Source organism: Streptomyces sp. LBL, assembly GCF_029893585.1.
Lineage (GTDB): Bacteria > Actinomycetota > Actinomycetes > Streptomycetales > Streptomycetaceae > Streptomyces.
Genome location: NZ_JARXYX010000016.1, coordinates 1 through 22,678 on the forward strand (window position 1 = coordinate 1; position 22,678 = coordinate 22,678).

General features: G+C 68.4%; 19 protein-coding genes and 2 pseudogenes. 8 read left to right on the top strand and 13 right to left on the bottom strand.

Annotated features, from left to right (window positions below):
* Window positions 1–150: 150 nt before the first annotated feature.
* Window positions 151–1,380, bottom strand: coding sequence for a serine hydrolase domain-containing protein (locus M2271_RS20145; RefSeq protein WP_280888662.1), 1,230 nt, complete (start codon window positions 1,378–1,380; stop codon window positions 151–153).
* Window positions 1,381–1,621: 241 nt separating this feature from the next.
* Here M2271_RS20145 and M2271_RS20150 point away from each other — a divergent pair, with 241 nt between their 5' ends.
* Both M2271_RS20150 and M2271_RS20155 read left to right on the top strand, forming a co-directional pair.
* A complete protein-coding gene (locus M2271_RS20150; RefSeq protein ID WP_280888663.1) occupies window positions 1,622–2,107 on the top strand; it encodes a PPOX class F420-dependent oxidoreductase in 486 nt (161 codons plus the stop codon).
* Window positions 2,108–2,164: 57 nt separating this feature from the next.
* Window positions 2,165–2,584, top strand: coding sequence for a VOC family protein (locus M2271_RS20155; RefSeq protein WP_280888664.1), 420 nt, complete (start codon window positions 2,165–2,167; stop codon window positions 2,582–2,584).
* A 121-nt stretch (window positions 2,585–2,705) separates the two neighbouring features.
* On the opposite strand, the gene M2271_RS20160 is transcribed toward M2271_RS20155, so the two are convergent.
* Window positions 2,706–2,885 (bottom strand): hypothetical protein, encoded by a 180-nt coding sequence (locus M2271_RS20160; RefSeq protein WP_280888665.1) that lies wholly within the window; start codon window positions 2,883–2,885, stop codon window positions 2,706–2,708.
* Between the two features lie 732 nt (window positions 2,886–3,617).
* Here M2271_RS20160 and M2271_RS20165 point away from each other — a divergent pair.
* Together M2271_RS20165 and ribD are read left to right on the top strand one after the other, a co-directional pair.
* Window positions 3,618–5,123 carry a hypothetical protein gene (locus tag M2271_RS20165; RefSeq protein WP_280888666.1) on the top strand — a complete coding sequence of 502 codons (1,506 nt, stop codon included), beginning with the start codon at window positions 3,618–3,620 and terminating at the stop codon, window positions 5,121–5,123.
* A gap of 28 nt (window positions 5,124–5,151) precedes the next feature.
* On the top strand, window positions 5,152–6,027 hold the full coding sequence (ribD, locus tag M2271_RS20170) for a bifunctional diaminohydroxyphosphoribosylaminopyrimidine deaminase/5-amino-6-(5-phosphoribosylamino)uracil reductase RibD (protein ID WP_280888667.1): 876 nt from the start codon (window positions 5,152–5,154) through the stop codon (window positions 6,025–6,027).
* A 170-nt stretch (window positions 6,028–6,197) separates the two neighbouring features.
* On the opposite strand, the gene M2271_RS20175 is transcribed toward ribD, so the two are convergent.
* Window positions 6,198–6,650 (bottom strand): transposase, encoded by a 453-nt coding sequence (locus M2271_RS20175; RefSeq protein WP_280888668.1) that lies wholly within the window; start codon window positions 6,648–6,650, stop codon window positions 6,198–6,200.
* Between the two features lie 10 nt (window positions 6,651–6,660).
* Here M2271_RS20175 and M2271_RS20180 point away from each other — a divergent pair, with 10 nt between their 5' ends.
* Both M2271_RS20180 and M2271_RS20185 read left to right on the top strand, forming a co-directional pair.
* The gene (locus tag M2271_RS20180) at window positions 6,661–7,215 is read left to right on the top strand and encodes a transposase (RefSeq protein ID WP_280888669.1); all 555 of its coding nucleotides are present in this window, start codon (window positions 6,661–6,663) and stop codon (window positions 7,213–7,215) included.
* A 208-nt stretch (window positions 7,216–7,423) separates the two neighbouring features.
* Window positions 7,424–7,987, top strand: a pseudogene (locus M2271_RS20185) (transposase); the annotation flags it as partial.
* Window positions 7,988–8,110: 123 nt separating this feature from the next.
* Here M2271_RS20185 and M2271_RS20190 read toward each other — a convergent pair.
* Window positions 8,111–9,451 (bottom strand): MFS transporter, encoded by a 1,341-nt coding sequence (locus tag M2271_RS20190; protein WP_280888670.1) that lies wholly within the window; start codon window positions 9,449–9,451, stop codon window positions 8,111–8,113.
* A gap of 260 nt (window positions 9,452–9,711) precedes the next feature.
* Window positions 9,712–10,377: a TetR/AcrR family transcriptional regulator gene (locus M2271_RS20195; protein WP_280888671.1), complete on the bottom strand. Its 666-nt coding sequence runs from the start codon at window positions 10,375–10,377 to the stop codon at window positions 9,712–9,714.
* 156 nt (window positions 10,378–10,533) lie between these two features.
* Here M2271_RS20195 and M2271_RS20200 point away from each other — a divergent pair.
* Both M2271_RS20200 and M2271_RS20205 read left to right on the top strand, forming a co-directional pair.
* Window positions 10,534–11,412 (top strand): annotated as a pseudogene (locus M2271_RS20200) (shikimate dehydrogenase); the annotation flags it as partial.
* A gap of 236 nt (window positions 11,413–11,648) precedes the next feature.
* Complete coding sequence (locus tag M2271_RS20205; protein ID WP_280888672.1) at window positions 11,649–13,517, top strand: sugar phosphate isomerase/epimerase and 4-hydroxyphenylpyruvate domain-containing protein; 1,869 nt, start codon at window positions 11,649–11,651, stop codon at window positions 13,515–13,517.
* Here the strand turns inward: M2271_RS20205 and M2271_RS20210 are convergent.
* Genes M2271_RS20210 through tkt form a run of 8 tightly spaced genes read right to left on the bottom strand, consistent with a single transcriptional unit; the run spans window position 13,504 to window position 22,650 of the window.
* A complete protein-coding gene (locus M2271_RS20210; protein ID WP_280888829.1) occupies window positions 13,504–13,641 on the bottom strand; it encodes a hypothetical protein in 138 nt (45 codons plus the stop codon). The genes M2271_RS20205 and M2271_RS20210 overlap by 14 nt on opposite strands.
* 52 nt (window positions 13,642–13,693) lie before the next feature.
* The gene (locus M2271_RS20215) at window positions 13,694–14,281 is read right to left on the bottom strand and encodes a histidine phosphatase family protein (RefSeq protein WP_280888673.1); all 588 of its coding nucleotides are present in this window, start codon (window positions 14,279–14,281) and stop codon (window positions 13,694–13,696) included.
* Window positions 14,282–14,288: 7 nt separating this feature from the next.
* Entirely contained in the window at window positions 14,289–15,170 is an 882-nt protein-coding gene (gnd, locus tag M2271_RS20220) for a phosphogluconate dehydrogenase (NAD(+)-dependent, decarboxylating) (protein ID WP_280888674.1), read from the bottom strand.
* A 1-nt stretch (window position 15,171) separates the two neighbouring features.
* Window positions 15,172–16,848: a glucose-6-phosphate isomerase gene (gene pgi, locus M2271_RS20225; protein WP_280888675.1), complete on the bottom strand. Its 1,677-nt coding sequence runs from the start codon at window positions 16,846–16,848 to the stop codon at window positions 15,172–15,174.
* The gene (gene opcA / locus M2271_RS20230) at window positions 16,841–17,776 is read right to left on the bottom strand and encodes a glucose-6-phosphate dehydrogenase assembly protein OpcA (protein WP_280888676.1); all 936 of its coding nucleotides are present in this window, start codon (window positions 17,774–17,776) and stop codon (window positions 16,841–16,843) included. Before opcA ends, pgi begins: the two co-directional genes overlap by 8 nt.
* Window positions 17,773–19,413: a glucose-6-phosphate dehydrogenase gene (gene zwf, locus M2271_RS20235; protein ID WP_280888677.1), complete on the bottom strand. Its 1,641-nt coding sequence runs from the start codon at window positions 19,411–19,413 to the stop codon at window positions 17,773–17,775. The genes opcA and zwf overlap by 4 nt, the downstream gene beginning before the upstream one ends.
* The gene (gene tal / locus M2271_RS20240) at window positions 19,410–20,555 is read right to left on the bottom strand and encodes a transaldolase (protein WP_280888678.1); all 1,146 of its coding nucleotides are present in this window, start codon (window positions 20,553–20,555) and stop codon (window positions 19,410–19,412) included. The genes zwf and tal overlap by 4 nt, the downstream gene beginning before the upstream one ends.
* A 19-nt stretch (window positions 20,556–20,574) precedes the next feature.
* Window positions 20,575–22,650, bottom strand: coding sequence for a transketolase (gene tkt / locus M2271_RS20245; protein ID WP_280888679.1), 2,076 nt, complete (start codon window positions 22,648–22,650; stop codon window positions 20,575–20,577).
* Window positions 22,651–22,678: the final 28 nt, after the last annotated feature.

Below are 22,678 nucleotides of genomic sequence, written 5' to 3' on the forward strand. Positions count from 1 at the left end.
TATCGAGCGGGTATGGCGCTCGGCGAAGTACGAGGACTACCCCGAGCGCGTCCACACCACCGCCGAAGCGGTCGGCACCGCAGTCGATCAGGCCCTGGAACGTCAGCGGGCACGAATCAAAGGATCAGCAGCACACTTCACCAAAGCCGCTTAGTCGGTGACCGCCTCGTGCACCAGCCGCTTGAGGTCCGGGAAGAGGGAGAGGGAGCGCTTCGGCCGCAGTTGCGTCATGAACTGCACGGTCAGATCATGGCTCGGGTCGACCCAGAACGTCGTCGTGGCCACGCCGCTCCAGCCGAACGTGCCGGGGCCGGAGGGTGCCGTGGTGCGGGACGGGTCGGTCACCACGGAGACGCTGAGTCCGAAGCCGACGCCGTCGTTGCCGGGTTCGTCGTGCGCGGGTTTGCTGCCGACGGCGCGCAGGTCGGCGCCGCCTGGAAGGTGGTTGGAGGTCATCAGTTCCACCGTCTCGGGGGCGAGGAGACGGACGCCGTCGAGTTCGCCGCGGCGGCGCAGCAACTCCATGAACCGGTGTACGTCGTGCGCCGAGGCCACCATCCCGCCGCTGCCGGACAGGAAGCGGGGCCGTTTGTGCAGCGGGAGTCCGGGGATCGGCTCGATACCGCCGCCGTCGGCGTCGCCGTACAACTCGGCAAGCCGGCCTGTCTGTTCGGCTGGGACCTGGAAGCCGGCGTCGGTCATCCCGAGTGGCCCGAAGATCCGCTCGGCGAAGAACGTGTCGAGCGGCTGCCCGGACACCACCTCGATGATCCGGCCCAGCACGTTGGAGGCGACCGAGTAGTTCCACTGCGTGCCCGGCTCGAACTGCAGCGGCAGACTCGCGTACACGGCCACCGTCTCCGCCAGGTTGGAGCCCGGCACCACCGACGACTCCAGACCGGCCTGACGGTAGAGGGCGTCGACGGGGTGGCTGTGGTAGAAGGCGAAGGTCAGGCCCGCGGTGTGGCTCATCAGATGCCGCACTCGTATCGGCCCTTCGGCCGGGCGGGTCACCATGTCGGCGCCGGAGCCGCTGACGTACACCCGGGGCTCGGCGAAGTCCGGCAGGTACCGCTCGACCGGGTCGTCCAGTGACAGCCGGCCCTCCTCGACCAGGAGCAGCGCGGCGACCGCGGTGACCGGCTTGGTCATGGAGTAGATCCGCCACAGCGTGTCCGGTTCTACCGGCAGCCCGGCAGCGATGTCCCGGCGGCCGTGCGTGGTGAGGTGGGCGACGCGTCCACCGCGGGCTACGGACAGGAGGAAACCGGGCAGCCGCCCTTCGTCCACGTAGTGGGAGACGTGCTGGTCGAGGCGGTCCAGCGCCTTCGCGTCCAGCCCGGCCTCACCAGGGTCCACCTCTTGCCGCAGCTGTGCCATCGTTCTCCTCCGTCACCGTTCGTCGAGGTGCGGTCCGGCCTACCCAGCCGGGACAACCTCAGACATCATCGTCCCGCAGGAACAGATGAACGGGACCCCGGATCCACATGATCGTCGGCAGTGTCACAGTGATCGCCGACCGTTGCCCGTCACGGTGGGAACAGCCCGAAGCACGTCCAACCGTCCCGGTGCATACTGTCCACGGGGAATGGGTGAGGCCTTGGCTCAGGTTGAACGAGGTATGACTCAGGACGCGAAGGACAACGAAGGCGCGAAGGACGCGACGGATCCTGCGCAGGACGCACTCCTCCGGCTGCTCTCCCAGGGCCACGGCGGGGTGCTGGTCACCCTCAAGAGCGATGGCCGGCCCCAGCTGTCGAACGTCAGCCACGCCTACGATCGGGACGAGCGGATCATCCGGGTCTCGATCACCGACGACCGTGCCAAGACCCGCAACCTGCGGCGCGACCCGCGCGCGTCGTACCACGTCACCAGCGCCGACCGGTGGACGTACACGGTCGCCGAGGGCACGGCCGACCTCTCGCCCGTGGCACAGGACCCGCACGACGAGACGGTGGACGAACTCGTCCGGCTCTACCGTGAGGTTCTGGGCGAGCACCCGGACTGGGACGACTACCGCGCCGCCATGGTCCGCGACCGACGGCTGGTGCTCCGGCTGAGGGTGGAGCGGGCGTACGGGATTCCCGGGAGTTCCGGCAAGGGCTGAAGGCCTGCCCGCCTGATGCTCCTATTGCCTGTCAGTGGTGCGCGGTACGGTCCTGACATGGCATCCGTCATCGATCTCACCCTTGACTGCGCGGACGCGCAGCTCCTCGCCGCGTTCTGGAAGACCGCCCTGGGATACGTCGACGAGCCGCCACTGGCTCCCTTCAAGAACCGCGAGGAGTGGTTCGCGAGCTTCGACCTGCCGGAGGACGACTCGGCGGACGACGGCGCCTGGCTCTGCGACCCCGACGGCGTCGGCCCCCGCCTGTCCGTCCTCAAGGTTCCCGAGCCCAAGACGGCCAAGAACCGACTCCTTATCGACATCCGGGTACCAGGCCACGGCAGTCCCGAGGAGCGGTGGGCGCGCATCACAGCGGAGTCCGAGCGGCTGGTGAAGGCGGGCGGTGTCGTCCTGGAGAAGTTCGACGGGCACCACATCGTGATGGCCGACCCCAGCACTTCTGACTACCAGTTCTGAGTAAATCGGCTGGTCAGGCAACACAGAAGCCCCGCACGGCACTTGGGCCGCACGGCACTTGGGCCGCACGGGGCGTTTTCATGTGCGCGGACGGGGCTTGTCCGGCGATTGCCTCAGGGCATCAGTTCTCGTCTGTCTCCAGACAGGCGGGGCACGTGGCGGCTCTCTGCCACTCGGTCACCTTGCCGCTGGCGCCGCATACCGGCTTTCCCTCGCTGAGCCTGTGAACGGTCAGCACGTCATCCCCGACCGTGCCCGTGAGTTCGGCGGTGGGCGCCAGGAAGTCTCGGTCGTCGGTCATGGTCACTGGCTGGTCTCCCTGGTGGCGTTGCGGAGGTCGTTCGGGTGGCCGGAGAAGGTGTGGGTGTGCATGTCGATCACGACTTGGCGGGCCATCGCGGGCAGGGAGGGGAGTTGGGGCCAGGAAGGTAGACGACCCCGGACTCTGTGTCGAGCCCCCCGCCGTACTCCGTCCACCAGCCCTCGGGCGAACCCGCGTACGGCCCGGCGGGATCATCTACGAGACTGATCAGCTCAGGGGCAGGTAACGCGCCCACGCGGACGTGGGCCCACTTCACGGGGGCGGTCACTGGGGGCACTCCAGGTGTCGGTACCGAACGGCCGGACTGTGTGAAGCTTGCCGAAGTTCAACTCGGCGGCACGCTTCAAGTGAATTGATCCGCTGCTGGCAGTCGGGGCACGTCTCCCCTGGGGGCGCGTAGGTCGTGTACTCGCCCTGTCTCGCGTCGGTGTCAGCCTCAGCGCGCTGGGGACTTCCGAGAAGTCTGGTTGTAGCTTTGGGCACTGCCGTCAACCTCCTACCGGTTGGTGGCCACGCCCCCGGACGTTCGCCGCGTCGCGGGGGTCTGGCCGTTCGGCACGTGGGTCGCGCCGTCTGGAAAGCTTCAGCCCGACGGGACACCTCAGGGAACCGCGAACGGGGAACCCCGCAAGCCCATTTGGGGAACCCCTCTGGAGTGCCAGTACTACCCTGGGACGAGATCACTTCCGTCCCTGCAAGGTGGTGGCGCTCATGGACGACCGCGAGACACGGCGCATCGGATACTCGCTGACAATCCCTGACACGCTGCTGCAGAGCGATGCCATGCGCGGAGCCTGCGCGACCCGTGACTTTCAGGAGGTCTTCCGTCTCGTCAACAGGCGCACGGGTTCCAGTTACGCAGTGATGGCTGCCGCAGTCGGCAAGATGACCAGCTCGCGCGTGAGTGATGTGATCCGTGGTGTACGGAGAATTCGCGGACAGGAGGTGATCGAACGTGTAGCTGACGGGTTCGGCATCCCCGGCGAAATGCTTGGGTTACCCCAACGGCCGTGGGAGGGTTCCCCGGAGAAAGTCCATCTGCCTCAACCGCCGACCTACGCTGACCCAAGTCGAGAGGCAGCGGACACGGCGTATCTCTTGCCGCAGAGCGACGAACAAGCTCTTACCGCTGCTCATTCTGATGTGCTTCTGGTCTCGGTATGGATTGAGGGGAGGAAACAGATCGTGCCCATCAGCCGACGAAGCATGGTTACTGGTGCGATTGGCGCTGCACTCCAAGCGGGAGATCTAGCGCGAATTCCTGCACCCGCTACCGAATTCAATCCAATGCCCGCATCGTTTCCGAAGCTCGACCCTACCCGCATCGAAGCAGCTATAGAACACCTCCGGGACATGTGGCACTCCCTTGTCCGGGCTGACAATCTCTTCGGTCCGCGGCACGCCCTCACGGCAGTGCGCCAACAACTATTCATCCTCGAATCGCTTCTCGCATACGCCAGAGGTGCGCAACGCTCCGAGTTGCTGAGACTCGCCGCTCAATACGCCGAGTCGGCTGCATGGTTGCATGAAGACTCGGCAGATATGTCGAACGCCACAAAGTGGACCAGTCAAGCCATGGAATGGGCAACCGAGGCCGGCGATCAATCCATGGTGACGTGGACACTTTTTCGCAGAAGTCAGCAAGCCACCACGAAGAGGAATGCAGCACAGGTTATTAGCCTTGCTCAAGCTGCCCAGCGAAACAGCTCCACCCTTACGCGGCCCATGCGAGCAGCTGCCATACAGCAGGAAGCACATGGGTATGCATTGGATGCAGACGAGGTTTCCTGTCATACCCGGCTGGACGATGCCCACGACTTTGCAGCCTCGCCGGACACAAAGGGAGATGCCCGTTCCGGGCACGGAGATTTCTGTACCGCAAGTTACATCGAGATTCAGCGCGCAAATTGCTGGCTCACCCTCGGGCGGCCCGATCTGGCCGTCCCTCTTTTTGAGACTGCGCTCGACGAGCTTCCTAACTCCTACCAGCGTGACAGGGGCCTGGCGCAAGCACGCCTGGCACTTGCGTACGCGGGAATACGAGAGTACGACTCAGCGGCAGCACAAGCCACCTCCGCACTGAGCATCGCACGCAGTTCCGGATCGTTGCGCACAATGCACGAGACAGTGTTCGCAGTTAACGCACTCGGGGAAGTTCATACATCACAGGCAGTGTCTCAACTTTTTGACGCCATCAAAGAAGAGAGGGGTTTCTGAAGTGGCGAATGTGCACGAGATGGTGGCCATGCGTCGCGCAATCGCAATCTCGGCTCAGGGGCTCGGATCGACCAGCCCGAACCCGCCTGTTGGCTGTGTCATCCTAGACAGCAAAGGGCGAACTGTTGGCGAGGGCTATCACGTACGCAAAGGCGAATCGCACGCGGAGGTCAATGCACTTAACGCTGCCGGGAAACGGGCCGAGGGCGGAACGGCCGTCGTCACACTGGAACCGTGCAATCACTACGGGCGTACACCACCCTGCCGCGAAGCCCTGATCCATGCGAACGTAGCAAGAGTGCTCATTGCCGTAATGGACCCAACGTCTCGTGGCGAAGGCGGGGCAGAACTCCTGCGGAGATCCGGAATGGAAGTTGAACGGGATTTCCTCAAAGAGGAGGCACTTCTAGTTTTGGGCCCTTGGCAAGCCTCTTTGAATGACGGCCGCCCATTCATTACGTGGATCTACGAAGCGGGTACGGATGGGCAACCTAACCCTAGTTCCATGCAAGGTGTCACGCTTCGGGAAGTGAATACGCTCCGAGGGTCGTACGATCTCGTAATTTACCAGGGAGGTGACATCGAAGAAGGAGAAGCAGGGAAGCATGGAAACGGCGTATTCCAGCTTCCGAATGAAGCGCTGAGTAACGATGCCAGTGAAATGATAAAAGATCTCAACAGTACAGGATCACGATCTATTTTGCTATCCGGCGCAGTCGATCGTTTCTCTCGGCTCGCTTCAGCAGGAATGGTTGATAAAGTAATCTCCTACCTACCGCGAACATTGCCCTCTTGGTCGCCCGGGAAGGATATTGGCAGGATTACTGCAATTCCGGACGGATATCGACTGACCGAGGTCACCCAGACGGGATCACATGTCCGTCTTGCCGGATGCAGAACTTAGCCTCGATTCTTCGGTGGGTTTGGTCGTTGAGCGGCCCGGTGGTTCGCCCGTAATGTCCCTCGCCGTGTGAGGGTGGGCCGTCGCGTGTCGCTGCGGGGTGCGCCGGGTTCCACGGGCCCGGAGGCTGCTGGCCTTCCTCCTCTCGGTGTGCGTTGGGGTGGGGCTGGTCGTCAGGTGGCGGCCGTCAGGTTGTTGATCCGCTTCCAGATGGTCGTGAATGTCTCGGCCCAGGGCCAGGTCCGTTCGATGCGCAGGTGGCGGCGGCGTGCGTGGTGGGCGAGGCGGGCGGGCAGGTGGTAGAGGCGGAAGCGCATCGTGTCCGGCTCGGCGTCGGCGAGGTCCGCGTGGTCGTGGAGGGTCAGCAGCCGCAGCCAGGCGTCGAGATCGGCGGCGAGGTTCGCGGTGAGCATCCAGCTCGCGTTCGTTTCCCAGGACGTGGACGGCAGGTTCGCCAGTCCCATCGCTTTGTTGGTGCGCACGCGGTCTTCGACCTCGGCGTGATCGCGGTGCAGGACGTCGAGGAACTGCACTTGGTGGGTGCCGGCGATGTGGCCCATGTGCCGGATGTTCGTTGCGGTGATCGAGTAGCGCCAGCCGGTCTTCTGGCATCTGGTGCGGATCATCGAGTACACCGTGACCATCCGCCCGCAGGAAGGCCCGCCCCGCACCGAGACGTTCCGGCTGGTCACCAGCCTCCTGGACCACCGCCTCGCCCCGGCCCACCAGCTGGCGGCCGCATACCACCAGCGGTGGGAGATCGAAAACGGATTCGCGGAACTGAAGAACCGCCTGCGCGGCGCCGGATTCATCCTGCGCTCCAAGGCGCCCGAGCTGGTCTGCCAGGAGATCTACGCCCTCCTCACCGTCTACCAGGCACTGTGCGCACTGCAGACACGCGCGGCAGAACACGGCGGGACCGACCCTGACCGGATCTCCTTCACCGTCACCGTGCAGATCGCCCGGCTGGCCGTCGCCGCCCAGGCCGCAGCCGACGTCACCACGCTGGACACCGCCCGCCGCGAGGTCACCACAGAACTCCTGGCCGCCCTCCTCCCACCCCGGCGCAACCGGCAGTGCCAGCGCATCAAGAAGCCGACCAAGAACACCTTCGAGGTCAGAAAACGGGACCAGCCCCGCACTCCCAGTAACGTCCGCTGCACACTCAAAGTCACCAAGCACCCCACCTGACCTGCACCGACGCACTAACTCACCGGCATTGCAGGTCGGCGGCACCTTACTGCTGTCAGGGCATCAGATCGACCAATTCCGCCGAAGAGCCGGGGTTAGTTAAGATGACAGCAAGAAAGGCCCCCGCACCCAGATCACCGCTGTCCTGGCCCGTGCCCGCCGGCACAATCGGCACAGTCGGGAGGCGAAGGCAGCCACGATCGTCGCCGCGCTGCGCGAGCGGCAGCTCGGCCTGCCCGGGCCGGTCACCGCCGCCTACGCGGCCACCGTCACCGCCCACGCGAAGCTGCTGATCGCCCTGAACGAACAGATAACCGACCTGGAAAAGCAGGTGAAGGCCCATTTTCTGAAGCACCCGTACGCTGAGATCTACCCCTCGACGCCCGGCATTGCGGAGATCACCGGCGCCCGGGTGCTTGCCGAGTTCGGAGACGACCCCACCCGCTACGCGCCCGCGAAGGCCCGCAAGAACTACGCCGGCACCAGCCCGATCACCCGGGCCTCCGGCAAGAGCCACACTGTCCAGGCCCGCTATGTCCGCAACAACCGCCTCGCCGACGCGCTGCAGACCCAGGCGTTCTGCGCCCTGCAGGCATCCCCCGGCGCTCGCCGCTACTACGACAAGCAACGCGCCCGCGAGGCCGGTTACAACCCGGCCCTGCGCCAGCTCGGCAACCGTCTCGTCGGCATCCTCCACGGATGCCTCAAAACCCGAACCCCCTACGACGAAGCGACCGCCTGGTCACATCACGTCCACGCCCCTGCCGCTTGACCTCAAAACGACATGGGGTGTCTGACGAGCACGGCGGCCTCCGCCTGACGAGCACGAGCCATCACCGCGCACCGGAGTCCCGGCGCCCTCGCGGGCAGCCGGGGACCGATGTCGGGACAGGGCTCAGGCCGACACCGTCTCCGGCTGGGACGTCGCACGTGAGCGGTGCTCGCCGAGCCGCTCCGTCGGCACCTGGTGGGTCTCTCGGGCGGAGAGCACGGCGATCACCGGGGGCACGCACAGGGCCGCCGTGAACACCGCCACCGCCAGCCAGCCGTCGCCGTCCGGGCCCGCGATCTGCGCTGCGAAGGTCACCGCGAACCCGGCCACGGCGAAGCCGATCTGCGTGCCGATCGCCATGCCGGACAGCCGGACCCGGGTCGTGAACATCTCGCCGTAGAAGGACGGCCACACACCGTTCGCGGCGCTGTAGACGACGCCGAAGGCCACGATGCCCAGGACGAGGGTCAGCGGGTAGGAGCCCGTGGAGATCGCCCAGAGGTACCCGAACATCGCCACGGCGCTGCCGGCCGCGCCGATCAGGTACACCGGCCGGCGGCCGATGCGGTCCGACAGTGTGGCCCACAGCGGGATCGCCGCGAGTGCCACCAGGTTGGCGAGCGCGCCCACCCACAGCATGGAGGAGCGGGACATGCCGACCGAGTCGCTGGTGGCGTACGACAGCGCCCACACCGTGAAGATCGTGCTGACCGAGGCGATGAGCGCGCCCGCGATCACCCGCAGCACGTCCGCCCAGTGCTCGCGCATCAGGATCACCAGCGGAAGCCGGACGACACCCTCCGACGCGGTCTGCTGGGTGAAGGCCGGGGTCTCCTCCAGGCGGCGCCGGATGACGAAGCCGACCACGGCGACCGCGACGCTCAGCCAGAACGGCACCCGCCAGCCCCAGGACAGCAGTTGATCCTCGGGCAGCGCGGCGACGGGGAGGAAGACCAGGGTGGCGAGCAGTTGCCCGCCCTGTGTGCCGCTCAGGGTGAAGCTGGTGAAGAAGCCGCGTCGGTGCGGCGGCGCGTGCTCCAGTGTCATGGAGTTGGCGCTGGCCTGCTCGCCGGCCGCGGAGATGCCCTGCAGTACCCGGCACAGGACCAGGAGGACCGGGGCGAGCGTGCCGACCTGGTCGCGGGTGGGCAGACAGCCGATGAGGAACGTCGACAGGCCCATCAGGATCAGCGTGAAGACCATGATCTTCTTGCGGCCGAGGCGGTCGCCGAAGTGCCCGAGGAACAACGCGCCCACCGGACGTGCCGCGTACGCCACGCCGAACGTGGCCAGTGACAGCAGGGTCGCCGTGGCCGGGTCGGACTCGTCGAAGAAGACGTCGGGGAAGATCAGCGCGGCGGCGCTGCCGTAGATGAAGAAGTCGTAGTACTCCAAGGCGCTGCCGATCCAGGCCGCCAGGGCGGCTTTTTTCGGCTGGCCGACGGGCGCGGCGGGGACGGGCACGGCGTGCTCCTTCGGGGGGAACTCCATCTGAGGTGGAGCGAACGGAGGGGGCGAAGGGGAGCGGAGAGGAGGGGAGCGAGGAGAAGGGGAGCGAGGAGAAGGGGAGCGAGGAGAAGGGGAGCGGAGAGGAAGGGGGGAGGGGAGCCGGGTCCCAGCTAATTAACCCACTGGATAGTTAGTGGCGGTGCGTGGGATGTTGCGCTTACGTTTCCCGGGTGTCAAGAGGTCATGCCGAAGGATCTTGCTCGCCGACCGGGAGCTCAATCCGCCGCGCGCTCCGCCGTCAGATAGGCGATCACCATGTCGCCGAGCATCGCGCGGTAGTGCTCGCGCTGCGCGGGATCGACCAGGTCACGGCCGAACAGGGCGCCGAAGGTATGCCGGTTGGCGACCCGGAAGAAGCAGAAGGAGCTGATCATCGCGTGCAGGTCGACGGCGTCCACGTCGGCCGTGAACAGCCCCGACTCCTGCCCCGACGTCAGGATCCGACGGATCACGTCGAGGGCGGGTGAGCTGATCCTGCCGAGCTCCCGGGAGGCCGCGATGTGCTCCGCCTCGTGGATGTTCTCGATGCTCACCAGCCGGATGAAGTCCGGGTGCTGCTCATGGTGGTCGAAGGTGACCTCCGCCAGCCGCCGGATGGCCGCGACCGGGTCCAGGTGCTCGACGTCCAACTCCTGCTCGGCCTCGCGGATCACGGCGTACGCCCGTTCCAGGACGGCCGTGAACAACCGCTCCTTGCCGCCGAAGTAGTAGTAGATCATCCGCTTGGTGGTGCGGGTGCGGGCGGCGATCTCGTCGACCCGGGCGCCGTCGAAGCCGGCCCGGGCGAACTCCCGCGTCGCCACGTCGAGGATCTCGGCCTGGGTGCGGGCGGCGTCACGGATCCGCCCGTTCGGTCGTGCCGGTTCTTCGACGCTGGTCATCGGGTTCCTTCGCGCGGGGTGCCAGTGCCGGTGATTGTAGAAGCAGGCCGGGTGCCGGGTTCGGGATTCGCCGGCCGGGGGCTTCCCGCGGGTCGGTGAGACTGGTATAGCTAACGTACTAGTTCGTACATTAGTGAGCCGCTCAGGAGGTTCCCGGTGCCGTCCCAGGACAAGGACTCGTATCTCTTCGGACTGATCGGTTCCGGCATCGGCCCGTCACTCAGCCCGGCGCTGCACGAGCGGGAGGCCGACCGCCAGGGCCTGCGCTGTCTGTACCGGCTCATCGACATCGACACCCTCGGCGCCCGGCCCGAGGCGGTGGGCGATCTGCTGCGGGCCGCCCGTGACCTGGGCTTCGACGGGCTCAACATCACGCATCCCTGCAAGCAGCACGTCATCCCGCACCTGGACGAGCTCGCCCCGCAGGCGGAGGCCCTCGGCGCGGTCAACACCGTCGTCTTCGCACCGGACGGCCGGGCCGTCGGTCACAACACCGACGTCACCGGTTTCGCCGCCTCCTTCGCGCGCGGTCTGCCCGACGTAGCGCTGGAGCGGGTCGTGCAGCTGGGTGCCGGCGGCGCGGGTGCGGCGGTCGCACACGCCACGCTCACTCTCGGCGCCGGGCGGGTCACCGTGGTCGACGCGCTGCCGGAGCGGGCCGCCGCGCTCGCCGACTCGCTGAACCACTGCTTCGGCGACGGCCGCGCCGCCTCCGCCGCCCCCGACCGGCTCGCGGACCTCCTGGCGCGGACCGACGGTCTCGTGCACGCCACCCCCACCGGCATGGCCGCCCACCCCGGCCTCCCCCTCCCGGCCGCATTCCTGCACCCGGGGCTGTGGATCGCCGAGGTGGTCTACCGGCCACTGGAGACCGAGTTGTTGCGCACCGCCCGCGCACTCGGCTGCGCCACGCTCGACGGCGGCGGGATGGCCGTCTTCCAGGCCGTCGACGCGTTCCGGCTGTTCACCGGCCGGGAACCCGACAGCGCCGCGATGCTCGCGGACTTCGCCGAACTGTCCGGAGCTGCGGGAGCCCACAAGCAGCCGGCGACCAAGCAGCCCGACAACGGGTCCGCCCACGAGCAGCCGGCGACCAAGCAACCCGACAACGGGTCCGCCCACAAGCAGCCGGCGACCAAGCAACCCGACAACGGGTCCGCCCACAAGCAGCCGGCGAACAAGTAGGCAGCCCGCGAACAAGTAACCCGACAAGGGGCCCGCGAACAAGCAGCCCGTGAACAAGGGGCCTTCGGAGAAACACAGGTACCGACGTGCGTACGTCCATCGCCACCGTCTCGCTCAGCGGATCCCTCACCGAGAAGCTCACGGCCGCCTCCCGGGCCGGTTTCGACGGCGTCGAGATCTTCGAGAACGACCTGCTCGCCAGCCCCCTCACCCCCGAGGAGATCCGCGCCCGCTGCGCCGACCTCGGTCTCACCATCGACCTCTACCAGCCGATGCGCGACATCGAGGCCGTGCCTCGGCACGAGTTCGCCCGCAACCTGCGGCGTGCCCGGCACAAGTTCGAGCTGATGGGCCGGCTCGGCGCCGACACCGTCCTGGTCTGCTCCAGCGTCTCCCCGCACGCCGTGGACGACGACGCCCTCGCCGCCGGCCAGCTGGGTGAACTCGCCGATCTGGCCCAGGACTTCGGCATCCGGATCGCCTACGAGGCGCTCGCCTGGGGGCGGCACGTCAGCACGTACGACCACGCCTGGCACATTGTCGAGGCGGCGGGCCACCCCTCGCTCGGCACCTGCCTGGACAGTTTCCACATCCTCTCCCGGAGCTCCGACCCCAAGGACCTCGACGGCATCGCGGACATCCCCGGCGAGAAGATCTTCTTCCTCCAGCTCGCCGACGCCCCGCTGCTCGCCATGGACGTCCTGCAGTGGAGCCGCCACTACCGCTGCTTCCCCGGCCAGGGCGGCTTCGACGTCGCCGGGCTCGTCGGCCGGGTGCTGCGCACGGGATACGACGGCCCGCTCTCCCTGGAGATCTTCAACGACGTCTTCCGGCAGGCCGAGGCCGGCCCCATCGCCGTGGACGCCCGCCGGTCCCTGCTGGTCCTCCAGGAGACGGTGGGCGTCGCCGCGCCGCCCGCGCCGGTCGTCCCCACAGGCATCGCCTTCGCCGAACTGATCACCCCGGACGCCGACCCCGTTTCCGCGGTGCTGCGCGCCCTGGGCTTCGCCCGCACCGCACGCCACCGCAGCAAGCCCGTCGACCTGTGGCAGCAGGGCGAGGCCCGCGTCCTGGTCAACACCGGCACCGCCGTACGCCGTGACGGCACTCAGCTCGCCGCCATCGGCCTGGAGTCACCGGCCCCTTCCGCCGCCGCCCGCCGCGCCGAGGCCCTGCTCGCCCCCGTCCTGCCCCGCCGCCGCGCCCCCGAGGACGCCCTGCTCGACGCGGTCGCCGCGCCCGACGGCACGGAACTGTTCTTCTGCGCCACGAACCGGCCCGAACTCCCCGACTGGCGGGCGGACTTCCAGGACCCCGAGGACATCGAGGACATCGAAGCCGCAGAGGACGCAGAGGACGCCGAGGACGCAGAGGACGTCGAGCATCCGGCCGCCGCCTCGGATGTGTCCGGCATCGACCACCTCGCCCTCACCCAGCCCTGGCACCACTTCGACGAGGCGGCCCTCTTCCACCGCAGTGTGCTCGGCCTCACGGCCCAGGAGAGCGTCGACGTCGCCGACCCCTACGGCCTGCTGCGCAGCCGTGCCGTCACCAACCTCGACGGCAGCGTACGCATCGCCCTGTCCGTCGGCGCGGCCCCCTCCGACGACACCGTCCACGCCCAGCACATCGCGCTCGCCACCGACGACGTGATCGCCACGGCCCGCCGCTTCGTCGACGCCGGCGGCCGACTGCTGCCGATCCCCGCGAACTACTACGACGACCTGGCGGCCCGGTACGAGTTCGCCGACGGCGAGTTGGCGACGTACCGCGCACTCGGCATCCTCTACGACCGGGACGCCCACGGGGTGTTCCGGCACTGCTACACCCACACCGTCGGACAGGTCTTCTTCGAACTCGTCCAGCGTGACGGCGGCTACCGGGGTTACGGCGCCCCGAACGCCCCCGTGCGGCTGGCGGCCCAGCACGCGGTCAAGCGGCTCACCGGCGGCTGACGGTCCGGGTCACGCCGGCGGAGACCGTCGTGGCCAGGATCCAGCCGGCGATGACGAGGGCGTACGACAGCGTCTGGTACCAGCCGTCCGGGGCCAACGCCGACGTGCCCACGGCGGACGGCAACCAACGGAAAGCCGACCCGGGCGTGCACCCGGGCCGGCTTCGGACACCCCTTCTACGACCGGGTGTTCCACTCCGCGATGACCGGTCGGTCGTGCTCCGTCGACAGCCGGCTGACCGTTCCGGTCGCCAACTGGAACAGTCGCCCGTCCGCCGGCGCCAGCCCCAGCCGGCGTGCCGTCAGCACCCGCAGGAAGTGGCCGTGGGCCGCCAGGATCACATCGCCGTCGGGCAGGGCCGCGTCCACCCGGGCGAGGACCCGGTCGGCACGCCGCCCCACCTGCTCGGGCGACTCTCCGGGGTGGCCGTCCGGGCCGGGCGGCACTCCGTCGTTCCACAGGAACCAGTCGGGCCGGGTGCGGTGGATGTCGACGGTGGTGACGCCCTCGTAGCCGCCGTAGTCCCACTCCTGCAGGTCGGGGTCCGGTACGACCCCGGTGATGCCCGCCAGTTCGGCGGTACGTATCGCGCGGCTCAGCGGGCTGGCCAGCGCGAGGGCGAAGGTCCGCGAGGAGAGGAGCGGAGCGAGGGACTTGGCCTGTTCCTCGCCGTGCTGGGTGAGGGGCAGGTCGGTCCAGCTGGTGTGCTGTCCCGACACGCTCCACTCCGTCTCACCATGGCGGACCAGAAGGAGATCCCCCATGGCGGGTCTACTCCTTCGCCGACTCGACGGCGTGGCCGCCGAACTGGTTGCGCAGCGCCGCGACCATCTTCATCTGCGGGGAGTCGTCCTGGCGGGACGAGAACCGGGCGAAGAGGGAGGCGGTGATGGCGGGCAGCGGCACCGCGTTGTCGATGGCGGCCTCGACGGTCCAGCGGCCCTCGCCGGAGTCCTGCGCGACCCCCCGCAGCTTCTGCAGGTGCTCGTCGTCGTCGAGAGCGTTGACGGCCAGGTCGAGCAGCCAGGAGCGGATGACGGTGCCCTCCTGCCAGGAGCGGAAGACCTCGCGCACGTCGGTGACCGAGTCCACCGCCTGCAGCAGCTCCCAGCCCTCGGCGTAGGCCTGCATCATGGCGTACTCGATGCCGTTGTGGACCATCTTGGAGAAGTGCCCGGAGCCGACCTTGCCGGCGTGGACGAAGCCGGCCGTGCCCTCGGGCTTGAGCGCGTCGAAGACCGGCTGGATCCGGTCGACGTGCTCCTTGTCGCCGCCGACCATCAGGGCGTAGCCGTTCTTCAGGCCCCACACACCGCCCGAGACGCCCGCGTCGACGAACCCGATGCCCTTGGCACCCAGCTCGGCGGCGTGCTTCTCGTCGTCGGTCCAGCGGGAGTTGCCGCCGTCGATGACCGTGTCACCGTCGGACAGCAGGTCGCCGAGTTCGTCGACGACGGACTGCGTCGGGGCACCGGCCGGGACCATCACCCAGACCGCGCGCGGGGCTTCGAGCTTGTCGACCAGTTCGGCCAGGCTGCTCACGTCGGAGACTTCGGGGTTGCGGTCGTAGCCGATGACGGTGTGGCCGGCGCGGCGGATCCGCTCGCGCATGTTGCCGCCCATCTTGCCGAGGCCGATGAGTCCCAACTGCATGTCAGTTCACTTCCTTGAGCTCGCGGTAAGCGGCCACGAGAGCGGCGGTGGAGGAGTCGAGACCGGGGACGTCCGCGCCCTCGGTGACGGCGGGTTCGACGCGCCTGGCGAGGACCTTGCCGAGCTCGACGCCCCACTGGTCGAAGGAGTCGATGTTCCAGATCGCGCCCTGGACGAACACCTTGTGCTCGTAGAGGGCGATCAGCTGGCCGAGGACCGACGGGGTGAGTTCCTTCGCCAGGATCGTGGTCGTCGGGTGGTTGCCCTTGAACGTGCGGTGCGGCACCTGTGCCTCCGCCACGCCCTCCGCGCGCACCTCGTCGGCGGTCTTGCCGAAGGCGAGCGCCTGCCCCTGCGCGAACAGGTTGGCCATCAACAGGTCGTGCTGCGCCTTGAGTTCGTCGCTCAGCTCGCCGACCGGACGGGCGAAACCGATCAGGTCGGCCGGGATGACCTTGGTGCCCTGGTGGATCAACTGGTAGTAGGCGTGCTGCCCGTTGGTGCCGGGGGTGCCCCACACCACCGGGCCGGTCTGCCACTGGACCGGGTCGCCGTCACGGTCCACCGACTTGCCGTTGGACTCCATGTCCAGCTGCTGGAGGTAGGCGGTGAACTTGGACAGGTAGTGGCTGTACGGCAGGACCGCGTGCGTCTGGGCGTCGAAGAAGTTGCCGTACCAGACGCCCAGCAGGCCCAGCAGCAGCGGGGCGTTGGCCTCGGCGGGCGCGTTGCGGACGTGCTCGTCGACGATCCGGAAACCGTCGAGCATCTCCAGGAAGCGTTCCGGGCCGATGGCGATCATCAGGGACAGACCGATCGCCGAGTCGTAGGAGTAGCGGCCGCCGACCCAGTCCCAGAACGCGAACATGTTCTCCGGGTCGATGCCGAACCCGGTGACCTTCTCGGCGTTCGTCGACAGGGCGACGAAGTGCTTCGCGACCGCCTTGTCGTCGCCGAGTCCGTCGGGGCCGTTCAGCAGCCACTCGCGCGCCGAGGTCGCGTTCGTGATCGTCTCGATGGTGGTGAACGTCTTGGAGGCGACGATGAACAGGGTCTCCGCCGGGTCCAGGTCACGCACGGCCTCGTGCAGGTCGGCGCCGTCCACGTTCGACACGAACCGGAAGGTCAACTCCCGTGCGGTGTACGCCCGCAGTGCCTCGTAGGCCATCGCCGGGCCCAGGTCGGAGCCGCCGATGCCGATGTTGACGACGTTGCGGATCCGCTTGCCGGTGTGGCCGGTCCACGCACCGGAGCGGACCCGCTGGGCGAAGTCGCTCATCTGGTCGAGGACCGCGTGGACCTTGGGCACGACGTTCTCGCCGTCGACCTCGACCACCGCGTTCGCGGGGGCGCGCAGCGCGGTGTGCAGCACCGCCCGGTCCTCGGTGATGTTGATCTTCTCGCCGCCGAACATGGCGTCCCGCAGCCCGAACACGTCGGTGGCGGTGGCCAGTTCCTGGAGCAGCGCCAGCGTCTCGTCGGTGACCAGGTTCTTCGAGTAGTCGATACGCAGGTCTCCCACGCGTACGACATACCGCTGCGCACGCTCGGGGTCCGCCGCGAACAGGTCACGCAGATGCGCGTGCCACTCGGCGCGGTGGTCCTCCAGGGCCATCCACTCCGGCCGCCGGGTGAGCTTGGGGGAAGGGGAGGGGGAGGCGGAAGGGGAGTCAGACATGGGTGGGGATCTCCTTCGTACCCTCGCCCCGCAGGGCGACGGCGTACATCTCGTCCGCGTCGAGGCGCCGCAGCTCCTCGGCGATGAGTTCGGAAGTGGTGCGGACCTTCAGCGCGAGGGTGCGCGAGGGCTGGTGCGGCAGGGTCAGCGTGGCCAGCGGGCCCTCGGGGCGGTCGATGACGATCTCGCCGCTCGCGGTGCCCAGACGCACGGCCGTGACCACCGGCCCGGCGGTGACGATCCGGTCGACGGTGACGCCGAGGCGGGCCTCCAGCCAGCGGGACAGCAGTTCGGCCGCCGGGTTCTCCTCCTCGGCCTCCACGGCCGCCGAGGTCACCTTCGCCCGGGCCTGGTCCAGGGCCGCGGCCAGCATCGAGCGCCACGGGGTCAGCCGGGTCCAGGCGAGGTCGGTGTCGCCGGGCGCGTAGGAGCGGACCCGGGTCTGCAGTACCTGGAGGGGGTTCCCGACGGCGTACAGGTCGGTGATCCGGCGCTGGGCCAGCGCGCCCAGCGGGTCCTTCGCCGGGTTCTCCGGCGCCTCCACCGGCCACCACACGACGACCGGGGCGTCCGGCAGCAGCAGCGGCAGGACGACGGAGTCGGCGTGGTCGGACACCTCGCCGTAGGTCCGCAGGATCACCGTCTCGCCGGTGCCGGCGTCGGCGCCCACCCGGACCTCGGCGTCGAGGCGGGAGCTGGTGCGGTCGCGCGGGGTGCGGGCGTGCCGCTTGATGACGACCAGGGTGCGCGAGGGGTGCTCGTGCGAGGCCTCCTCGGCCGCCTTGATCGCGTCGTAGGCGTTCTCCTCGTCCGTGACGATCACCATCGTCAGGACCATGCCCACGGCGGGTGTGCCGATGGCGCGGCGACCCTGCACCAACGCCTTGTTGATCTTGCTTGCCGTGGTGTCGGTCAGGTCGATTTTCATGGCCTGCGCCAGCTCCGTCCGTCTCGTGCGAGCATCTCGTCCGCTTCCTCGGGTCCCCAGCTGCCCGACGCGTACCGCGCCGGACTGCCGTGGTTCGCCCAGAACTCCTCGATCGGGTCGAGGATCTTCCAGGACTCTTCCACTTCCTGGTGGCGGGGGAAAAGGTTGGCGTCTCCGAGGAGGACGTCCAGGATGAGGCGCTCGTACGCCTCCGGGCTGGACTCCGTGAACGACTCGCCGTAGGCGAAGTCCATGGACACGTCCCGGATCTCCATCGAGGTGCCGGGCACCTTGGAGCCGAAGCGGACCGTCATGCCCTCGTCGGGCTGGACGCGGATGACGATCGCGTTCTGCCCGAGTTCCTCGGTGGCGGTGGAGTCGAAGGGGGAGTGCGGGGCCCGCTGGAAGACCACCGCGATCTCGGTGACCCGCCGGCCCAGCCGCTTGCCGGTGCGCAGGTAGAAGGGGATTCCCGCCCAGCGGCGGTTGTCCACCTCCAGCTTGACGGCCGCGTACGTGTCGGTCTTCGACGTGGGGTCGATGCCCTCCTCCTGGAGGTACCCGGCCACCTTCGCGCCGCCCTGCCAGCCCTCCGCGTACTGCGCCAGCACGGTGTGCTCACCGATGTTCTCGGGCAGCCGCACCGACTTCAGCACCTTGAGCTTCTCGGTGAGCAGCGACTCGGCGTCGAAGGCGATGGGCTCCTCCATGGCGGTGAGCGCCATCAGCTGGAGCAGGTGGTTCTGGATGACGTCACGGGCGGCGCCGATCCCGTCGTAGTACCCGGCCCGGCCGCCGATGCCGATGTCCTCGGCCATGGTGATCTGCACGTGGTCGACGTACGACCGGTTCCAGATCGGCTCGTACATCTGGTTGGCGAAGCGGAGCGCCAGGATGTTCTGGACGGTCTCCTTGCCGAGGTAGTGGTCGATGCGGAACACCTGGTCCGGCTCGAACACGTCGTGCAGGAGCGCGTTCAGCTCACGGGCGCTCTTCAGGTCGCGCCCGAACGGCTTCTCGATGACCGCGCGCCGCCAGGAACCCTCCGGAGCGTCGGCGAGCCCGTGCTTCTTCAGCTGCCGCACGACCTTCGGGAAGAACTTCGGCGGTACGGAGAGATAGAACGCGTAGTTGCCGCTCGTACCGCGTGAGCTGTCCAGCTCGTCGACGGCGGACCGCAGCTGCTTGAACGCGGTGTCGTCGTCGAAGTCGCCGGGGATGAACCGCATGCCCTCGGAGAGCTGCTGCCAGACCTCCTCGCGGAACTCGGTGCGCGCGTGCTCGCGGACCGAGTCGTGCACGACCTGTGCGAAGTCCTCGTCCTCCCACTCCCTGCGGGCGAACCCGAGGAGCGAGAAGCCCGGAGGCAGCATTCCGCGGTTGGCGAGGTCGTAGATGGCCGGCATCAGCTTCTTGCGGGACAGGTCGCCGGTGACGCCGAAGATGACCAGCCCCGAGGGGCCGGCGATAACGGGGAGCCGGCGGTCCTGGGGGTGGCGGAGCGGGTTGGACCAGTCGGCCGCCGGGAGGACGGGGACGGTCGCCTCCGGCCCGGTCACCTCCGGCCCGGTCTCCTGCGACCCGGTCTCCTGCGACCCGGGTTCTTCAGTGGTCTTCTTGCGGGCCTTCTTGCTCATTCCCCGTCAACCCCCTTGCTGTTCAGGGACTTCGTCACGGTGTTCAGGAGGTCCTGCCAGGCCGCCTCGAACTTGGCGACGCCCTCGTCCTCGAGCTGCTGGACGACCTTGTCGTAGGAGATCCCGAGCCGCTCCACCGCCCCGAGGTCGGCGCGGGCCTGGGCGTAGCGGCCGGTGACGGTGTCGCCGGTGATGTCGCCGTGGTCGGCGGCGGCGTTCAGCGTGGCCTCCGGCATGGTGTTGACCGTGCCCGGCGCGACCAGCTCGTCGACGTACAGCGTGTCCTTGTACGCCGGGTCCTTCACGCCGGTGGAGGCCCACAGCGGACGCTGCTTGTTGGCGCGGGCCCCGCCCAGCGCGGTCCAGCGCTCACCGGAGAAGACGCTCTCGTACGCCTGGTAGGCGAGCCGCGCGTTGGCGAGGGCGGCCTTCCCCTTCAGCGCGAGGGCCTCGTCCGTGCCCAGCAGGGTCAGCCGCTTGTCGATCTCGGCGTCGACGCGGGAGACGAAGAAGGAGGCCACCGAGTGGATCTGCGCGAGGTCCAGTCCCGCCTTCTGCGCCTTCTCCAGCCCGGCGAGGTAGGCGTCCATGACCTCGCCGTAGCGCTCCAGCGAGAAGATCAGCGTGACGTTGACGCTGATGCCGAGGCCCACGACCTCGGTGATCGCCGGGAGACCGGCCGGCGTCGCCGGGATCTTGATCATGACGTTGGGACGGTCCACCAGCCAGAAGAGCTGCTTGGCTTCGGCGATGGTGGCCGCCGTGTCGTGGGCGAGGCGCGGGTCGACCTCGATGGAGACCCGGCCGTCCCGGCCGCCGGTCGCGTCGTACACGGGCCGCAGGATGTCGGCGGCGGCGCGGACGTCGGTGGTGGTCATCATCCGGACGGCCTCGTCGACCGTGACGCCCCGCACGGCGAGGTCGCCGAGCTGCTCCTCGTACCCCTCGCCGGAGCCGATGGCGGCCTGGAAGATGCTGGGGTTGGTGGTGACGCCCACCACGTGCTTCGTCCTGACGAGTTCGGCCAGGTTGCCGGACTCGATCCGGCTGCGGGACAGGTCGTCCAGCCAGATGGAGACGCCCTCGTCGGACAGGCGCCTGAGTGTTCCCGCGGTCGCGGTTCCTTCGGTCATTGTGGTCATCTTCTTTCTGACGATCTGATCAACCGCGGGCGGCGGCCAGGGACTCCCGGGCGGCTGCGGCGACGTTCTCGGAAGTGAAGCCGTACTCGGCGAACAGGATCTTGGCGTCGGCGGAGGCGCCGAAGTGTTCGAGGGAGACGATGCGTCCCGCGTCACCCACGAACCGGTACCACGTCAGACCGATCCCGGCCTCGACCGCGACACGGGCCTTCACGGACGGCGGAAGGACGCTGTCGCGGTACTCCCGCGGCTGCTCCTCGAACCACTCCACGGACGGCATCGACACCACCCGGACACCGATCCCCTCGGCCTCCAGCTCCTCCCGCGCGCCGACGGCGAGCTGCACCTCGGAACCGGTGGCGATCAGGACGACGTCCGGGGTCTCCTTCGAGGAGTCCCGCAGGACGTAACCGCCCTTCGCCGCATCCGGGTTGGGCGCGTACGTCGGCACGCCCTGGCGGGTGAGCGCGAAACCGTGCGGGGCCGGGTCGGTGGCGTGCCGCTTGAGGATCTCGGCCCAGGCGATCGCGGTCTCGTTGGCGTCGGCGGGACGGACGATGTTCAGGCCCGGGATGGCCCGCAGCGACGCGAGGTGCTCGACCGGCTGGTGGGTGGGGCCGTCCTCGCCGAGGCCGATGGAGTCGTGCGTCCACACGTACGTCACGGGCAGCTGCATCAGCGCGGCGAGACGGACGGCGTTGCGCATGTAGTCGGAGAACACCAGGAAGGTGCCGCCGTAGATGCGGGTGTTGCCGTGCAGGGCGATGCCGTTCATCTCCGCGCCCATGGAGTGCTCGCGGATGCCGAAGTGGATGGTGCGGCCGTACGGGTCGGCCTCCGGCAGCGGGTTGCCCTTCGGCAGGAAGGAGCTGGTCTTGTCGATGGTGGTGTTGTTCGAGCCGGCCAGGTCGGCGGAGCCGCCCCACAGCTCGGGGAGGACCGCGCCGAGCGCCTGGAGCACCTTGCCGGAGGCGGCGCGAGTGGCGAGGGCCTTGCCCTCCTCGAAGACCGGCAGGGCGTCCTCCCAGCCTTCGGGCAGCTGACCGGCGACGACCCGGTCGAACAGCTTCGCCCGCTCGGGCTGGGCGCCGCGCCACTTGTCGAGCTGCTTGTCCCAGGCCGCGTGCGCCTCGGCGCCCCGGTCGAGGGTCCGACGGGTGTGGGCGAGGATCTCGTCGGCCACCTCGAAGGACCGCTCCGGGTCGAAACCGAGGACGCGCTTGGTGGCGGCGACCTCGTCCTCACCCAGCGCGGAGCCGTGCGCCGCCTCGGTGTTGCGGGCGTTCGGGGCGGGCCAGGCGATGATCGTGCGCATCGCGATGATCGAGGGGCGCTCGGTCTCGGCCTGCGCGGCTCGCAGCGCCGCGTACAGGGCGTGGACGTCGATGTCGCCGTCCTCGCCGGGCTCGATCCGCTGCACGTGCCAGCCGTAGGCCTCGTACCGCTTCAGCACGTCCTCGGAGAACGCGGTCGCGGTGTCGCCCTCGATGGAGATGTGGTTGTCGTCGTAGACGAAGACGAGGTTGCCGAGCTTCTGGTGGCCGGCCAGGGACGACGCCTCCGCGGAGATGCCCTCCTCCAGGTCGCCGTCGGAGACGATGCCCCAGATGGTGTGGTCGAAGGGCGAGCTGCCCTCGGGGGCCTCCGGGTCGAACAGACCGCGCTCGTAGCGGGCGGCCATCGCCATGCCCACCGCGTTGGCGACGCCCTGTCCGAGCGGGCCCGTGGTGGTCTCGACGCCGGCCGTGTGGCCGTACTCGGGGTGACCGGGCGTCTTCGAACCGTGGGTGCGGAACGCCTTCAGGTCGTCGAGCTCCAGCTCGTAGCCGGCGAGGTACAGCTGCGTGTAGAGGGTGAGCGAGGTGTGTCCGGGGGACAGCACGAAGCGGTCACGGCCCGTCCATTCCGGGTCGGCCGGATCGTGGCGCATCACCTTCTGAAAGATCGTGTACGCGGCCGGGGCCAGGCTCATCGCGGTGCCCGGGTGGCCGTTGCCCACCCGCTGTACGGCATCCGCCGCCAAAAGACGCGCGGTGTCGACGGCACGCCGGTCGAGTTCGGTCCATTCGAAGCTGTCCGGTGTGTGCGTGCTCATCTTCAAGAAGTCCTCGATCGGAGGGGGA

Excerpts from the sequence above, each read along its gene's own strand:
- M2271_RS20215 (WP_280888673.1), bottom strand. The coding sequence starts at position 14,281 with ATGGGGGATCTCCTTCTGGTCCGCCATGGTGAGACGGAGTGGAGCGTG.
- zwf (WP_280888677.1), bottom strand. The coding sequence starts at position 19,413 with ATGAGCAAGAAGGCCCGCAAGAAGACCACTGAAGAACCCGGGTCGCAG.
- gnd (WP_280888674.1), bottom strand. The coding sequence starts at position 15,170 with ATGCAGTTGGGACTCATCGGCCTCGGCAAGATGGGCGGCAACATGCGC.
- M2271_RS20150 (WP_280888663.1), top strand. The coding sequence starts at position 1,622 with ATGACTCAGGACGCGAAGGACAACGAAGGCGCGAAGGACGCGACGGAT.
- tkt (WP_280888679.1), bottom strand. The coding sequence starts at position 22,650 with ATGAGCACGCACACACCGGACAGCTTCGAATGGACCGAACTCGACCGG.
- M2271_RS20160 (WP_280888665.1), bottom strand. The coding sequence starts at position 2,885 with ATGACCGACGACCGAGACTTCCTGGCGCCCACCGCCGAACTCACGGGC.
- opcA (WP_280888676.1), bottom strand. The coding sequence starts at position 17,776 with ATGAAAATCGACCTGACCGACACCACGGCAAGCAAGATCAACAAGGCG.
- M2271_RS20145 (WP_280888662.1), bottom strand. The coding sequence starts at position 1,380 with ATGGCACAGCTGCGGCAAGAGGTGGACCCTGGTGAGGCCGGGCTGGAC.
- M2271_RS20155 (WP_280888664.1), top strand. The coding sequence starts at position 2,165 with ATGGCATCCGTCATCGATCTCACCCTTGACTGCGCGGACGCGCAGCTC.
- pgi (WP_280888675.1), bottom strand. The coding sequence starts at position 16,848 with ATGTCTGACTCCCCTTCCGCCTCCCCCTCCCCTTCCCCCAAGCTCACC.
- M2271_RS20195 (WP_280888671.1), bottom strand. The coding sequence starts at position 10,377 with ATGACCAGCGTCGAAGAACCGGCACGACCGAACGGGCGGATCCGTGAC.
- tal (WP_280888678.1), bottom strand. The coding sequence starts at position 20,555 with ATGACCACAATGACCGAAGGAACCGCGACCGCGGGAACACTCAGGCGC.
- ribD (WP_280888667.1), top strand. The coding sequence starts at position 5,152 with ATGCGTCGCGCAATCGCAATCTCGGCTCAGGGGCTCGGATCGACCAGC.
- M2271_RS20175 (WP_280888668.1), bottom strand. The coding sequence starts at position 6,650 with ATGATCCGCACCAGATGCCAGAAGACCGGCTGGCGCTACTCGATCACC.
- M2271_RS20165 (WP_280888666.1), top strand. The coding sequence starts at position 3,618 with ATGGACGACCGCGAGACACGGCGCATCGGATACTCGCTGACAATCCCT.